Consider the following 14,401-nt stretch of genomic DNA (forward strand, 5'->3'; position numbering starts at 1 on the left):
GCAGTGCCACCAACAGCGAGGATTCTCCGTCGTGTCTTCAGCAGCACCGCCGCGCCGCCCCGCCCCCACGCGGGGTCCGGGTCGCCGCAGGCCGAGTCCGCTCGTCATCACCGCCATCGCCGTCGGCATGGTCGTGGTGGCGTTGTTCCTGCTCGCGCAGTTCTGGACGGAGGTGCTGTGGTTCGACCAGCTCGGGTACGAGAAGGTCATCTGGACCCAGTGGGGAGCCCGTGCGGCACTCTTCGCCGGCGCATTCCTCATCATGGGCGGGGCCGTCTGGGCGAGTCTGCAGCTGGCCTACCGGAACCGGCCGATCTACGCACCCTCCACCCCCGAGCAGGCGACGCTGGACCAGTACCGCGAGGCGATCGAGCCGCTGCGCAAGCTCGTCATGATCGCCGCGCCCGTCCTCATCGGCCTGTTCGCCGGGGTCGCGGCGTCCTCGCAGTGGACCACCGTGCTGCTCGCGCTCAACTCGGTGTCCTTCGGCACCGTTGACCCGCAGTTCGGCATCGACCTGTCCTTCTTCGTCTTCATCCTCCCTGCGCTGCGCTTCGTGGCGGGGTTCTTCGTCGCCGTCGTCGTCATCTCCGGGATCGCCGCGCTCGCGACGCTGTACCTCTACGGCGGGGTGCGGATCGCCGAGGGGGGCGTCCGGACGACCCCCGCGGCCAGGATCCAGCTCGCGGTGATCGCCGCGGTGCTGATGGTCCTCATCGGGCTCAACTACTGGCTCGACCGGTACTCCCTCCTCAAGACCGACGGTGACAAGTTCGCCGGCGCCTCCTACGCGGACGTCAACGCGGTGATCCCGGCCAAGGCGATCCTCGCCGGGGTCGCGCTCCTCGTGGCTGCCCTGTTCGTCGTCACGGCCGTCCGCGGCACGTGGCGGCTGCCGGCGATCGGCGTCGGCCTCATGGTCGTCGCGGCGATCGCCGTCGGCGGTGTCTACCCGGCCGTCGTCCAGCGATTCCAGGTGACCCCGGACGCCCAGACGAAGGAGGCCGAGTTCATCCAGCGCAACATCGACGCGACGCGCACCGCCTTCGACATCGACGGGATCAAGGTCCAGGAGAGCTACGACGCGAAGACCACAGCCGAGCAGGGCGCGCTGCGGGAAGACGCCCAGACGACCCAGTCGATCCGGTTGCTCGACCCGACGATCGTCAGCCCGTCCTTCCGTCAGCTCCAGCAGAACCGTGGCTACTACAACTTCGCCGACACGCTCTCGGTCGACCGTTACGTGATCGACGGCGAGAGCCGCGACACCGTCATCGCCGTCCGTGAGCTCGAGCTCGGTGGCTTGGACAACGCGCAGCGCAACTGGGTCAACGACCACACGGTCTACACCCACGGCTTCGGAGTGGTCGCCGCCTACGGCAACCAGATCGGCCCGGACGGCCGGCCCGCCTTCTTCGAGGGGGGCATCCCCTCGGTGGGTGCGCTGACGGAGCTCGCCCCCGGCGGCTACGAGCCGCGGATCTACTTCTCGCCGACGGCGCCGTCCTTCTCGATCGTCGGGGCCCCCGAGGGAACCGACCCCTGGGAGCTCGACTACCCGACCGACGACACCGGCGGGCAGGTCAACACGACCTTCCCCACGGAAGAGATCGCGATCGGCCCGTCGGTGAGCTCCTTCCTCAACAAGACCCTCTACGCGCTGAAGTTCCAGTCCGAGGAGATCCTCTTCTCCGACCGGGTCACCGAGGAGTCGCAGATCGTCTACGACCGTGACCCGCGCGAGCGGGTCCAGAAGGTCGCCCCGTACCTGACCCTGGACGGCAGGGTCTACCCGGCCGTTGTCGAGGGCAAGGTCGTATGGATCGTCGACGGATACACCACCTCTGACGAGTACCCTTACTCGGCCTCGCAGTCCCTCGAGGACGCCACCACCGACTCCCTCACCGCAGCCTCGCTGAGCATCCAGGCGCAGGCGCCGCAGGAGGTCAACTACATCCGCAACTCGGTCAAGGCCACCGTCGACGCCTACGACGGCTCGGTGACCCTCTACGCGTGGGATGCCGAGGACCCGATCCTCCAGGCCTGGCAGGGCGTGTTCCCGAACACGGTGCGGCCGGTCTCGGAGATCTCCGGGGACCTGATGAGCCACATCCGCTACCCCGAGGACATGTTCAAGGTCCAGCGGTCGCTGCTCACCAAGTACCACGTGACCACCGCGAGCGAGTTCTTCTCCGGACAGGACTTCTGGCGCAGCCCGGACGAGCCGACCCTGAAGGAAGGCGACCCGGTCACGCTCCAGCCGCCGTACTACCAGACGCTGCAGATGCCGGGCGAGACGACGCCGACGTTCTCGCTGTCCTCCTCCTTCATCACCGGAGGAACGAGCGACCGCAACATCATGACCGGGTATCTGGCGGTCAACGCGGAGGCGGGCAACGTCGCAGGGACCCCCGACAGCGACTACGGCCAGCTCCGGCTGCTCGAGCTGGTGCGAGGGTCCACCGTGCCCGGGCCGGGTCAGGTGCAGAACAACTTCGACTCCGACACGGAGATCGCACGCGTCCTCAACCTGCTGAGTCAGGGCAACTCGGTCGTCAAGAACGGGAACCTGCTGACGCTGCCGATGGGTGGTGGGCTGCTCTACGTCCAGCCGGTCTACGTGCAGTCCTCGAGCGGGACGGTCTTCCCGCTGCTGCGCAAGGTCCTGGTCGCCTTCGGTGACCAGGTGGGCTTCGCCGACACCCTCGACGAGGCGCTCGACCAGGTGTTCGCCGGGGACTCCGGTGCCACCGCCGGGGACGCGACCGCCCCCGACGAGGGGGAGGTGCCGGTCGAGGCGCCACCCACGGACGCCCCGACGGACACCCCGACCGACGAGCCCACGGACGCGCCGACCGACACGCCCACGGACACGCCCACGGACACACCGACCGACGCGCCGGCCGGGGACGCCCAGGCGCGGCTCACCGCGGCGCTGGCGGATGCGGGTCAGGCCCTGGCGGACAGCCAGACCGCCCTCACCGCGGGCGACTTCGCAGCCTACGGCGAGGCGCAGGCGCGCCTCACCGCGGCGCTGGAGGCAGCCATCGCCGCAGAGGCTGAGCTCGGCTAGCTCGTCGGTGAGGTCTCAGTGAACGACGACGGCGACGCATCCCCACAGGGTGCGTCGCCGTCGTCGTGCGTGGCAGTTTGCCGACAGCACGGTCGAGCGAGGACGATAGGGACATGACAACGATGAACACACCCGCGACCCCCGTCGCCAACACGATCTCGGACGGAACGTTCGGGACCCTGCCCACGAAGATCCTGCGCCACGGTGCCAGCGGCGCCCAGACGGAGATCCTCGTGCGCGGAGCCACCGTGCTGTCCTGGACGGCTCCGTGGCACGGCGGGCTGGGGGAGTTCATCGACGGGTACGTCGACGAGGCGGACTTCGCCGGCCAGTACGGGGGACGCAGCGCGATTCTCCTTCCCTTCGCGAACCGCCTGCGGGAGGACCGCTACACCTTCGACGGGGTGACCCACGAGGTGGGCCTGCAGTTCCCGGTCGACAAGGAGGTCATCCACGGCTCGGCACGGATGGCCGACTGGACGGTCGTCGACGAGGACACCTCCGACCCCCGCGCGGTGAGCATCACCTTCGCCTACACCCTGCGCCCGGGCGACATCGCCGGGTACCCCTTCGCCCTCGACGCCACCGTGCGCTTCGAGCTCACCGAGTCCTCCCTCGACGTGGTGCTGACGTACACCAACGTGGGCGAGTCCGACGCGCCGGTCGCGGCCGGCTGGCACCCCTACTTCCGGGTTCCCGGGCACGCCACGATCGACACCCTCTCCCTGCGGGTCCCGGCCCGCGCCGCGATCGTCACCGACGCCACGCTCGTCCCGCTCGCCGGCGACGCGGCCTACGCCCCGATGGACTCCGACCTCGTCCACGAGACCCTCGCCGGCGTGGTCTACGACCACGCCTGGGACCGCTTGGTGCCCGACGCCGACGGCAGGTCGCGCACGCTGCTCACCGACCCGGCGACGGGGGAGGGTGTGGCCGTGTGGCAGGACCGCGGCACGCTGCTCGTCTTCACCGGCGACGCACTGGCCACCCGCCAGCGCGAGTCCGCCGCGATCGAGCCCCTCGAGACGACGACGGACGCCTTCAACCGCCCCGACCGCGAGCACGAGGTCCGTCTGGCCGTCGGCCAGACCAAGACCTTCGCCTTCGGCGCCCAGACCATCACCCACTGACCCCACCCACGCCCCCGCCCACCCACCCACGCCCAGCACCTCCGCTGAGTGCGGGCGAACGGCTGCCCGATGTCGGGTTTGCGCAGCCGTTCGCCCGCACTCAGCGGGGCGTGGGCTGGGCTGTGACTGGGGTCACGGGGTGTTCGGTTGGCTCGACGGCCGACGTGACGTAAGGTTGTGTTTACCGACGCGGGGTGGAGCAGCTCGGTAGCTCGCTGGGCTCATAACCCAGAGGTCGCAGGTTCAAATCCTGTCCCCGCTACGAGATTCAGGCCCGGAGAACACTGTTCTCCGGGCCTGAACACGTTCCCGCCCCACCCGACCAGCGCTTGACCCAGCGTCGGCGTGCTTACGACAGCGGGATCTCGTAGCCCGCGATGCGCTCTTCCTCGCTGCGGAGCCCGAGGTAGCGGCGGTCGTCCTCGGTGATGGCGGTGTCGTTGATCGACGCCTCGCGGCGGCGCATGAGGCCGTGGTCGTCGAACTCCCACAGCTCGTTCCCGTAGCTGCGGTGCCACTGACCTGCACGGTCGTGCCACTCGTACTGGAAGCGGACGGCGATGCGGTTGCCGCGGAAGCCCCACAGGCTCTTGCGCAGGACGTAGTCGAGCTCGCGTTCCCACTTGGCGGTGAGGAAGTCGACGATCTGCTCGCGGCCGGTGATGAAAGTGCCTCGGTTGCGCCACACGGAGTCGGGTGTGTAGGCGAGGCTCACGCGGTGCGGGTCACGGCTGTTCCAGGCGTCCTCGGCCGCCTGCACCTTGTGCAGGGCGGACTCTTCGTCGAACGGCGGGAACGGCGGGAACGGCGGGAACGATGGTCGGCTTTCGGTCATGGGGGTACCCCTTCGTTGTTCTGGCTCTGTCTGCGCGCCTCTGTGCACTCGTCGGTGCGTGGTTCCAGGGCGAGGGGCCCGGCGACCGGAAGGTCGCCGAGCCCCTCGACCTGCGCCGCGACTCAGGCCGCGAGGGAGCCCGGCATGACGGCCGGCCAGTCGTTCTCGACCTGCGTCAGGACGTTGAAGTAGTTCGTCAGGACGTTGAGCGCGATGTGTCCCACGACCTCACCGATCTCGGCGTCGGTGATCCCGGCCGCGCGTCCGGCCGCCAGGGCGGCGTCGTCGACGTCGCCGGCGTTCTGCAGGATCGCGTCCGAGAGTGACAGCAAGGCGGCGGTGTGCGGGTCGGTGGACTCGGCCGAGCGAGCGCGGACCAGCTCGTCGGCGTCCACCTTGACGATGTTCGCGCCGATGTAGGTGTGTGCGGAGAGGCAGTACTCGCAGCCGTTGGCCTCTGCGGTTGCCAGGGCCAGCCGCTCGCGGACCGGGGCGGGAATGACACCGCCGCCCAGTGCACCGGAGAGGGCGAGGTAGCCCGCGAGCAGGGCCGGGCTGGTCGCCATCACCTTCGTCATGTTCGGCGTCACGCCGAGCGACTTCCGTACCTGCTCCAGCAGGACGGCGGCGGTACCGGTGGCGTTCTCGGGCTCGATCGGGGCGATGCGGGTCATGGCTTCTCCTTCATCCTTCTAACGGGTGAAAGCAGTTGCTTCCGTTAGAGAAGAGTGCAGGATCCGGTTCTGGATGTCAAACGGCACGATGCCCTTCTATCCGTTAGGCGCGGTAGGATGGGGCTGTGAGTACCGACGCCCCCACCACCAGTGCACCCCTCATCGGCGAGCCTCTGCCGGTGGAGTTCATGAACACCATCTGGGCAGACCGCGGTGGAATCCACGACTCCCTCGAGACGGCCCCAGACGCAGCAGGCTGGATCGCGGCGCTCGCGCCGCGCCTGACCGAGACGCTCCGCGACCGCGTCGACGCGGTCGCCGCCACGGACGTGACTGATCTGCGCCGTCTCCGTGACGCAGCCCGGCGGCTCGCGGCGCACCGCACCGAGGACCCCCGTGAACGGGCCGAGTCGGCGACCGCCGATGTCCAGGAAGCGGTCGCGACGGTGAATGCCTGTGCGGGTCGCACGCCGTCCTGGCCGGTCCTCGAGCTCTACGGTGAGAGGTCGTTCAGCGCGCGAACCGACGCCGCCGGGACCGGCGCGCAGGCACTGCTCAGCCATCTGGCGGCCGAGACGATCGTCCTGTTCGGCCACGGCGACGATCTTGAGCTGCGAGCGTGCCTCGCCCCCGGGTGTGTCCTCTACTTCGTCAAGGACCACCCGCGCCGCGAGTGGTGCTCCACTGCGTGCGGCAACCGCGCCCGCGCGGCGCGGCACTACGCGCGCCACGGACGGACGCGTTGACGTGCCCGTTGAGGGGGGCGGCAGGGTCCTCCGACGGTGGTGGTCGGGGCAACCTCAAACATGACGTAGAGTTGTGTTTACCGACGCGGGGTGGAGCAGCTCGGTAGCTCGCTGGGCTCATAACCCAGAGGTCGCAGGTTCAAATCCTGTCCCCGCTACAAAAGAAGGTCCAGGTCAGCCACAGGCTGACCTGGACCTTTTCGTTTGGGGGAGTCGTGCGGTCCCATCGTCGACCCGTCACATCGACTCGATGCGATGGGCAGACGGGTGTCGCCGCTGATCAGTCGGTCGACAGCAGCTCGAGGAGCTGCCGACGATAGGCGGTCGTGCGCGTGACGAGGACCGCGTCGCCAGGCAGGGAACGGCGGACCAGAAAGTGGCCGATGTAGGTGGAGTAGGCCATCCGCGCACGGACCGCCGCCTTCGCCGGTGTGAACCCGAGCGCCCGGAAGATCTGGTGCAGGAACGCGATTCGTGTCTCGGTGACGCGGCGAACGACAGGTCCGACCGTCGGGTCGTCGGCCCGTGTCACCATCGCCACGTCGACCAGTCCGTGGGCCTCGTCGCCGAAGGAGGCGTCGAACACGCTGCGCAGCTGGTCGGCCGGGTCGTCCATCGTGGCCAGCTGGGCGATGACGTCGATCGTCCCGCGTTGCTCCCACAGGTGCAGCGCCGCTTCGACGAGCTTCGAGCGGTCGGTGAAGTGCCAGTAGAAGCTGCCCTTGGTGACACCAAGGTGCCGGGCGAGTCCCTCGACGCGCAGTCCTTCGAGGCCGCGCAGGGCGATGGCTTCGAGCGCAGCCAACGCCCAGTCGTCAGCAGAGAGATGAGATGGCGGCGTCATGTTCCATACGCTACCGTACGGAACATGACCATACGGATGAGTACGGAGATGGCGCGACGCACTGCTGCTCTGGTGGCCACGACCGGGCTCGCGGCTGCGGCGTCGCTGCACGCGGCATGGGCCACAGGCTCGCCCTGGCCGGCGGCGGACCAGGACGAGCTGGCGGACCTCGTTGTCGGCCGCCAGCCCTTCCCCTCGGCGGGAGTGACGTGGGGGGTCGTCGGGCTGCTCTCGACGGCAGTCGGCATCACCGCGGCCGCGTCGACCACGGCCTCGCTCCATCGATGGGTGCGGCTGGGAGCGCGCGGAGTGGGTGCGGTGTTGCTGGCTCGTGGGATGGGCGGCCTCGTGATGTCGGGCGCCCAGATCGGGGACTCGACGGCGGTCTACAGGCACCACGACCTCCGCATCTACTCACCCCTGTGCATCGTGCTCGGAGCGGCGGCCGTGGGATCGGTGCACGGGGGGCCTCGGTGAGCGACCGGCTGGCGATGTCCGCGTACTGGCCCAGGCGCGTCGACGGTCTGCCCCCGGGACAGCGCCTGCTGCGCGACTCCTTTCCGCGCTTCGGGAAGCAGTCGCGGACCCCACCCCCGCCGGCCGGCCCCGAAGAGCTGTGCCTCGACGGACTCGGGATCGCCGAGAGTCTCGTCGTGACGTCGGCCCAGCTGGACGCCCTCCCACGGCGGGAGCAGGTGAGCGACTTCCATTGTGTGACGACCTGGAGCGTCCGCGCGCTGCGGTGGGCGGGCATCCCCATGCGGGACTTCTGGCACGAGGTCGTCGTGCCGCGGCTCGACCCAGCGGCGGAGTTCGCACTCGTGGAGGCTCGAGGCAGAGACGGGTACACGGTCGTCTTCCTGCTTGAGGACCTGCTCGGAGACCACGTGCTGCTGGCCCGAGAGCTGGACGGGCAGCCATTGGACGCGCGGCACGGTGCGCCGCTGCGGCTGGTCAGTCCCGCGCAGTACGGCTACAAGAGCGTCAAGCATCTCGTGGGGCTGCGGCTGATTGGGCACCGAGCACCCGGTCGGCTGGAACACCTCCGTGGACGGGTCGCCCTCGAGGAACGGCACGGCCGCATACCAGGCAGGCTCCTGCGCTGGCCATACCGCGCCTTGGTCGTGCCGACGGCGCTGACCGCCGAGCGTTCGCTCCGATCTCGACCCAGCGGTCGACTGGATCGAATCGATTCGGCCGCGTCCGTCCCCCCGAGCCGCCGCAGCGACTAGGGTGACGAAGATGAGCGCACTGAAAGTACTGTTCATCGGCGGCAGCGGGGTCATCAGCTCGGCGAGCGCACAGCTCGCCGTCGAGCGGGGGATCGACCTGCACGTCCTCAACCGGGGGTCGAGCACACCTCGCCCGCTGCCCGCAGAGGCGACCGTCCACCACGCCGACGTGCGAGACCCCCGGGCGGTCCGGGAGGCGCTCGCCGGACACGACTTCGACGCCGTCGTCGACTTCGTCGCCTTCGAGCCCGCACACGTCCAGGCCGGCATCGACCTGTTCACCGGCCGCACCGGGCAGTACGTCTTCATCAGCTCCGCGTCGGCCTACCAGACGCCGCCGGCACGGGTCCCGGTGGTGGAGTCCACACCGCTGCGCAACCCGTTCTGGGAGTACTCCCGCAACAAGATCGCCTGCGAGGACCTCCTGGTGGGCGCCTACCGCGACTCCGGCTTCCCGGTGACGATCATCCGTCCCTCGCACACCTACGACCGCACGAGCATCCCGCTCGACGGCGGCTGGACAGCCGTGGAGCGGATGCGCCAGGGCAAGGAGGTCGTCGTCCACGGGGACGGCACGTCGCTGTGGACGCTGACCCACAACGAGGACTTCGCCAAGGCCTTCGTCCCGCTGCTGGGCCACGCCCGCGCGGTCGGCGACGCCTTCCACATCACCTCCGACGACTCGCCGACCTGGAACCAGATCGTCGAGGCCCTCGCCCGGGCCGCCGGCGTGGAGGCGCGCATCGTGCACGTCCCCTCCGCCGCGATCGCTGCGGTCGACGCCGGGTGGGGCGCCGGCCTGCTCGGGGACAAGGCGCACTCGATGATCTTCGACAACTCCAAGGTGCGCTCCCTGGTCCCGGAGTTCCGGGCGACCATCCCCTTCGAGCAGGGCGCGCGCGAGATCGTCGAGTGGCACGACGGCGACCCTGCGCGGCGGACCGTCGACGCTCGGATGGATGGGCTCATGGATGGCCTGGTCGAGCGGTTCCGCGTGGCCTGACGCCGACCGACATATGGCCTCTTGACGATTTCTCGGGATACTCTTGGTGATGGTTCACCAATGGGGTGACCCTTGAGGGAGTCACGATGACCGTCAGGTCTTCACATCCGTCCGTTCTTCCGCGCGCGTCGAGCACGGAGCGGGTGACCCGATGACCGTCCCGCTGCTCACCCTCGGGGTCATGGCCACCTCCCGCAAGCTCGACGAGCGGCGACTCCCGATCCACCCGTCGCACCTCGAGCTCATCGACGAGGACCTGCGCTCACGGATCATCCTGGAGACCGGCTACGGCGCCGACTTCGGCTGTACCGACGCCCAGCTCGCCCCGCTGGTCGGCCGGATCGCCAGCCGCGCCGAGATCATCGCCGAGGCCGACGTCGTCCTGCTCGCCAAGCCTCAGGCACGCGACCTCGCCGAGCTGCGCGAGGGGCAGGTCCTGTGGGGCTGGCCGCACTGCGTGCAGGACCGTGAGCTCACCCAGGTCGCGATCGAGGGGAGCCTCACCCTCATCGCCTTCGAGGCGATGAACCACTGGGCCAGCGACGGCCGCTTCGCCCTGCACGTCTTCCACAAGAACAACGAGCTGGCCGGGTACTGCTCGGTCCTGCACGCGCTGCAGCTGTGCGGCTCGACCGGCGACTACGGCCGGCGCCTGAGCGCCGTCGTCATCGGTTTCGGGGCGACCGCGCGCGGTGCGGTGACCGCACTGAACGCCCACGGAATCCACGACGTCCAGGTGCTCACCAACCGCGGCGTCGCGGCGGTCGGGTCACCAATCCACTCCGTCCGGATCGTGCAGTTCGACCATGACGACGCCGCGCCCTTCCTCAGCAACGTCATCACCGAGCAGGGCAAGGTGCCGCTCGCGCCGTTCCTGGCGACCGCCGACATCGTGGTCAACTGCACCCTCCAGGACCCCGAGGCGCCGCTGACCTATCTGCGCACCGACGACCTGTCCGCCTTCCGGCCCGGCAGCCTCATCATCGACGTCTCCTGCGACGCGGGGATGGGGTTCGAGTGGGCACACCCCACCTCCTTCACCGAGCCCATGATCACGGTGGGGGAGAGCACCAACTACTACGCCGTGGACCACAGCCCGTCCTATCTGTGGAACTCGGCGACTTGGGAGATCAGCGAGGCGCTCCTGCCGTTCCTGCGGACCGTCCTCGAGGGACCCGCGTCGTGGGCAGCGGACGAGACGATCACCCGGGCGATCGAGATCCGCGACGGCCACGTGCTCAACCCTGCGATCCTCGCCTTCCAGGGCCGCTCCGAGGAGCACCCGCACGCGCCTCGCACGGGCTGACGCTGCCCCCGGCACACCTCGCCACGGCACCGGAACAGGCGTAGCGTCAGATACAGGATTTCATCCTGGGAGGTGCCATGCTCCGAGAACGATCAACCGTGCCGACGACCGCAGTGCTGGCGGAAACGACGCAGTCAGGACCCCCGCCCGGGCGTGAGGAACGAGTCACAGGGTCCGTCTCCGACGAGCTGGGAACCGTGTTCGCGGGGTCGACCGGCGGGTTGCTGACCCGTGAGGCGCTCCGCTCCGCAGCCCTCCTCGTGACGTCGGTCGCGGTGACGAGCATCGAGCACGCCTGCGGTGCGGGACTCTCGGTGATCGGTGCAGACGGCGTGCCGCAGTCGCTCGCCTCCACCGACGACGTCGTCGAGCGTCTCGACGACATGCAGTACTCCTTGGCACAGGGACCCTGCCTGACTGCGTGGACCGAGCGCTCGGTGATCCGCTCCGACGACCTGCGCCTGGACCGCCGGTGGCCGCAGTGGTCCGCGGTCGCGGTCGAGCTCGGGGTGCTCTCCGTGATCAGCGCACCGATCGTGGCCGGGGACGAAGGGCTCGGTGCGTTCAAGGTCTACGCCCACCAGCCCGCGGCCTTCGGCGACCGGCAGGAGCAGATGCTCGCCCTGCTGGCGGCCCAGGCGGCCTTCCTGCTCAAGAGCGACCAGGTCGCCGACCAGGCGGGACGGGTGAGCGACCGGGTGCGAGCGGCGCTGCGTCGGCGGGACGTAGTGAACCTCGCGAAAGGGATCATCATGTCGAGGGACACGGTGCCCGCCGACATGGCCTTCGCGCGGCTCGTGGGGATCGCCGAGCGCGACGGCAAACCGGTCCACGAGGTCGCGGCCAAGCTCGTCGACGCAGTCGCGCGACGGCCCGGTCGTTGAGGAGCAGCGATGCCGACGTCAGGGGACAAGGTCCTGGACGCGGTGGTGCGCGCCTTCGAGCGCTCCGGGCTCAGCGTGGACGAGCTGTGGCTGCGGTACTTCTCGGTGGGGGGCAGCGCCGGGCCTGAGACTCTCTCGGACTTCCTCGACGGGAGGACCCGGCTCGACCCTGAGCAGCAGGACCTCGTGGCGCAGGTGATCAACGAGCAGATGGAGGTGGCGCGCGCCCGGAACCGGGCAGCCTACGCGGGGCCCCTGCGGTCGACGACCAATGCCCAGGAGCCGCTCGCCGCGATGGTGGAGCTGCTCAAGGGAGCTCGTCTCATGGCGCCGGACGGCCTTCCCGGCGTGCTGGACGCCGCCGCCGAGCTGCTCGGTGTCGAGGTGGTCCTCTACATCGTCGACTACTCGACGAGCGTGCTCGTCGCCTTCCCGGGCAGACTCACGGTGGGCCAGGTGCACCTCGATGTCGACTCCACCCTGGCAGGGCGTGCCTACCGTCAGTTCTCCGTCGAGGCCTCCGAGCGCGGCGGGGCGCACCTGTGGGTCCCGGTCGCCGACGGCATGGTGCGCATGGGTGTGCTCGAGGTGCGGGTGGACAGCGCACGGCTGGTGGACGCGGCGCTGCGTGAGCACGTCCAGCTTCTGGCTCAGCTCGCCGGTCACCTGATCACCGTGGTGAGCAGGCACGGGGACGCGATCGACCGGATCCGGCGCCAGCAGGAGCGCAGCATCGCCTCCGAGCTGGTCTGGGCGCTGCTCCCGCCGATGACGACGGGCACCGACAAGGTGGTCATCACCGGCCGGGTCGAGCCGATCAACGACGCCGGCGGCGACATCTTCGACGCCGCTGTCTCCGACTCAGCGGCTGACGTCGCGCTCTTCGACGCGACCGGGCACGACCTCGGTTCGGGCTTGGTGGCTGCGACGGCTCTGTGCGCCTATCGCAACGCACGGCGGGAGGGGCGCTCGCTGTTCGCCCAGGCCGAGGCGGTCGACCGGGCGGTGGCCGACCAGTTCGGCCCGGGGACCTACGTCACCGGTGTGCTGGCACACCTCGACCTCATGACGGGGCGGCTGCGCTACGTGTCGGCAGGGCACCCCTACCCTGTGGTGCTGCGCGACCGTCACGTCGTGCGCACGCTGCGCTCAGGGCGCCGACCCCTGTTCGGCCTCGAGGCCTCGTCGATCAGCATCGGTGAGGAACACCTGGAACCCGGTGACTGCCTGGTCCTGTTCACCGACGGGGTGACCGAGGCACGCAACGCATCTCAGACGATGTTCGGGACCCATGGCCTGGTCGACTTCCTCGAACGCGAGGCGGCGATGCTCACGCCGCTGCCGGAGATGACCCGCAAGCTGTGCCGGACGGTGCTGGACTGGCAGGGCGGTGAGCTCACGGACGACTGCACGGTGGTCCTCGTGCACTGGACCCGCGACGCCCAGCGGATCTTCGTCACCGCTGGTCCCCAGTGACGTGAGGGTGGGTCAGTGGCCGTCGGCGGTCGACTCGCGGACCGCCACCCGGCAGTCGAGCCGTTCCACGCCCGGGTGCCCCCCGCTCGCACCAGACCCCAGCAGCCGGTGGGCGGCGCGCCCGCCCAACACCTCAAGGTCCGTGTCGACGCTGGTCAGCGGAGGCCGCGCGCCGCCGACCAGGACGGGGCAGTTGTCAAAGCCCATGACTGCGACCGTGCGAGGCACGTCGATCGCGCGATCACGTAGTGCCTCGAGCACCCCGCGAGCGATGTGGTCGCTGCCGCACAGGATCGCGTCGATCTGAGGGTCGCTGTCCATGAGGGTGTGCGCGGCAGACCGCCCCCAGGACTCCGTCCAGCTGCCGTAGAGCACCCTGCCACCGGCCAGGGGGAAGCCTGCGTCGGCGAGGGTGCGCACCGCCCCGTCGGCGCGTTCGCGTGCGACGAGAGCGTCGGCGTCACCCGAGACGTGGGCGATCCGGCGACGGCCTCCTGCCAGCAGGTGCTCGACAGCGAGAGCTCCCGAGCCCGTGCTGTTCGGGACGACCGAGCAGTCGGCAGGGTCGAGGGAGGGAGCATAGGCGTACACCACGGGCACGGGCAGGTCACGACCGAGGGAGGGACGCGGGTCGGTCCGACTGCCGATGACGAGGAGTCCGTCTACCCGCTGCGAGAGCAGAGCTGTGAGGTGGTGACGCTCGCGGGTCGAGTCCCCGCGGGCGTCGCACAGGACGACCGACACCTGGCGCGCGCTGGCCGCGTCCTCAGCCCCCATGATGATGAGGGTCGAGGCGCGCTCCTCGAGGTCGTGGGCCAGCAGGCCGATGGCTCCGGTGCGCTGGGGGGCGACGGTCCGGGCGAGCCGGTTCGGGGTGAACGAGACCCGCTCGGCAGCCTCGACCACCCGGCGACGGGTGTCGGGATGGACGTTGTCTCGACCGTTGAGCGCTTTGGAGGCGGTGGCGATGGAGACGTCGGCGAGCAGCGCCACATCCTTGAGCGTGGCGGTGCGTCGACGCGTCGTTGCGTCGTCGCTGGTTGGCACGGTGTTCCTCCCTCGCGCCGAACGAGTGGCCGTGGTCACACGATGGTGGGCACAGCCTAGTGGGTGGCAGCGGCCGGCCTCCCGCTCGGGCGAACGGGAGACCAGCCGGGGTGTTGCCGTGGGAGGGGGGCCGCTGGGTCAGGAGCGATGT

The 14,401-nt window shown here is 69.7% G+C and carries 13 protein-coding genes and 2 tRNA genes; 11 read left to right on the plus strand and 4 right to left on the minus strand.

The window, feature by feature from the left end; all coding sequences use genetic code 11:
• The first annotated feature begins 31 nt into the window (after positions 1 to 31).
• From ACWA15_RS05025 to ACWA15_RS05035, 3 genes are all read left to right on the plus strand, one after another.
• Positions 32 to 3,073: a UPF0182 family membrane protein gene (locus tag ACWA15_RS05025; RefSeq protein WP_464058345.1), complete on the plus strand. Its 3,042-nt coding sequence runs from the start codon at positions 32 to 34 to the stop codon at positions 3,071 to 3,073.
• 113 nt (positions 3,074 to 3,186) lie between these two features.
• Positions 3,187 to 4,203: an aldose epimerase family protein gene (locus tag ACWA15_RS05030; RefSeq protein ID WP_464058346.1), complete on the plus strand. Its 1,017-nt coding sequence runs from the start codon at positions 3,187 to 3,189 to the stop codon at positions 4,201 to 4,203.
• 188 nt (positions 4,204 to 4,391) lie between these two features.
• Positions 4,392 to 4,465, plus strand: a tRNA-Met gene (locus ACWA15_RS05035).
• Positions 4,466 to 4,552: 87 nt separating this feature from the next.
• Here ACWA15_RS05035 and ACWA15_RS05040 read toward each other — a convergent pair.
• Both ACWA15_RS05040 and ACWA15_RS05045 read right to left on the minus strand, forming a co-directional pair.
• Complete coding sequence (locus ACWA15_RS05040) at positions 4,553 to 5,038, minus strand: nuclear transport factor 2 family protein (protein WP_464058347.1); 486 nt, start codon at positions 5,036 to 5,038, stop codon at positions 4,553 to 4,555.
• A 122-nt stretch (positions 5,039 to 5,160) separates the two neighbouring features.
• The gene (locus ACWA15_RS05045) at positions 5,161 to 5,712 is read right to left on the minus strand and encodes a carboxymuconolactone decarboxylase family protein (protein WP_464058348.1); all 552 of its coding nucleotides are present in this window, start codon (positions 5,710 to 5,712) and stop codon (positions 5,161 to 5,163) included.
• A 125-nt stretch (positions 5,713 to 5,837) separates the two neighbouring features.
• Between ACWA15_RS05045 and ACWA15_RS05050 the strand changes: the two genes are divergently transcribed.
• Together ACWA15_RS05050 and ACWA15_RS05055 are read left to right on the plus strand one after the other, a co-directional pair.
• The gene (locus tag ACWA15_RS05050; protein WP_464058349.1) at positions 5,838 to 6,458 is read left to right on the plus strand and encodes an ABATE domain-containing protein; all 621 of its coding nucleotides are present in this window, start codon (positions 5,838 to 5,840) and stop codon (positions 6,456 to 6,458) included.
• 84 nt (positions 6,459 to 6,542) lie between these two features.
• Positions 6,543 to 6,616, plus strand: a tRNA-Met gene (locus ACWA15_RS05055).
• 122 nt (positions 6,617 to 6,738) lie between these two features.
• On the opposite strand, the gene ACWA15_RS05060 is transcribed toward ACWA15_RS05055, so the two are convergent.
• Positions 6,739 to 7,302, minus strand: coding sequence for a TetR/AcrR family transcriptional regulator (locus ACWA15_RS05060; RefSeq protein WP_464058350.1), 564 nt, complete (start codon positions 7,300 to 7,302; stop codon positions 6,739 to 6,741).
• Positions 7,303 to 7,338: 36 nt separating this feature from the next.
• Here ACWA15_RS05060 and ACWA15_RS05065 point away from each other — a divergent pair, with 36 nt between their 5' ends.
• The 6 genes from ACWA15_RS05065 (at position 7,339) to ACWA15_RS05090 (ending at position 13,203) form a co-directional block, all read left to right on the plus strand.
• Complete coding sequence (locus ACWA15_RS05065; RefSeq protein WP_464058351.1) at positions 7,339 to 7,779, plus strand: DUF3995 domain-containing protein; 441 nt, start codon at positions 7,339 to 7,341, stop codon at positions 7,777 to 7,779.
• Positions 7,776 to 8,534, plus strand: coding sequence for a molybdopterin-dependent oxidoreductase (locus ACWA15_RS05070; protein WP_464058352.1), 759 nt, complete (start codon positions 7,776 to 7,778; stop codon positions 8,532 to 8,534). The genes ACWA15_RS05065 and ACWA15_RS05070 overlap by 4 nt, the downstream gene beginning before the upstream one ends.
• A gap of 10 nt (positions 8,535 to 8,544) precedes the next feature.
• Positions 8,545 to 9,537, plus strand: a complete 993-nt coding sequence (locus tag ACWA15_RS05075; RefSeq protein WP_464058353.1) for an NAD-dependent epimerase/dehydratase family protein — start codon at positions 8,545 to 8,547, stop codon at positions 9,535 to 9,537.
• 151 nt (positions 9,538 to 9,688) lie between these two features.
• Complete coding sequence (locus tag ACWA15_RS05080) at positions 9,689 to 10,843, plus strand: N(5)-(carboxyethyl)ornithine synthase (RefSeq protein WP_464058354.1); 1,155 nt, start codon at positions 9,689 to 9,691, stop codon at positions 10,841 to 10,843.
• A gap of 197 nt (positions 10,844 to 11,040) precedes the next feature.
• Entirely contained in the window at positions 11,041 to 11,727 is a 687-nt protein-coding gene (locus ACWA15_RS05085; RefSeq protein ID WP_464058355.1) for a GAF and ANTAR domain-containing protein, read from the plus strand.
• A gap of 9 nt (positions 11,728 to 11,736) precedes the next feature.
• Positions 11,737 to 13,203: a PP2C family protein-serine/threonine phosphatase gene (locus ACWA15_RS05090; RefSeq protein ID WP_464058356.1), complete on the plus strand. Its 1,467-nt coding sequence runs from the start codon at positions 11,737 to 11,739 to the stop codon at positions 13,201 to 13,203.
• 12 nt (positions 13,204 to 13,215) lie between these two features.
• Here ACWA15_RS05090 and ACWA15_RS05095 read toward each other — a convergent pair whose 3' ends face one another.
• Positions 13,216 to 14,250 (minus strand): LacI family DNA-binding transcriptional regulator, encoded by a 1,035-nt coding sequence (locus ACWA15_RS05095; RefSeq protein WP_464058357.1) that lies wholly within the window; start codon positions 14,248 to 14,250, stop codon positions 13,216 to 13,218.
• Between the last annotated feature and the right edge of the window lie 151 nt (positions 14,251 to 14,401).

Source organism: Sanguibacter sp. TS_SC_8, from assembly GCF_055361235.1.

Excerpts from the sequence above, each read along its gene's own strand:
- ACWA15_RS05030 (WP_464058346.1), top strand. The coding sequence starts at position 3,187 with ATGACAACGATGAACACACCCGCGACCCCCGTCGCCAACACGATCTCG.
- ACWA15_RS05040 (WP_464058347.1), bottom strand. The coding sequence starts at position 5,038 with ATGACCGAAAGCCGACCATCGTTCCCGCCGTTCCCGCCGTTCCCGCCG.
- ACWA15_RS05045 (WP_464058348.1), bottom strand. The coding sequence starts at position 5,712 with ATGACCCGCATCGCCCCGATCGAGCCCGAGAACGCCACCGGTACCGCC.
- ACWA15_RS05060 (WP_464058350.1), bottom strand. The coding sequence starts at position 7,302 with ATGACGCCGCCATCTCATCTCTCTGCTGACGACTGGGCGTTGGCTGCG.
- ACWA15_RS05065 (WP_464058351.1), top strand. The coding sequence starts at position 7,339 with ATGAGTACGGAGATGGCGCGACGCACTGCTGCTCTGGTGGCCACGACC.
- ACWA15_RS05075 (WP_464058353.1), top strand. The coding sequence starts at position 8,545 with ATGAGCGCACTGAAAGTACTGTTCATCGGCGGCAGCGGGGTCATCAGC.
- ACWA15_RS05080 (WP_464058354.1), top strand. The coding sequence starts at position 9,689 with ATGACCGTCCCGCTGCTCACCCTCGGGGTCATGGCCACCTCCCGCAAG.
- ACWA15_RS05090 (WP_464058356.1), top strand. The coding sequence starts at position 11,737 with ATGCCGACGTCAGGGGACAAGGTCCTGGACGCGGTGGTGCGCGCCTTC.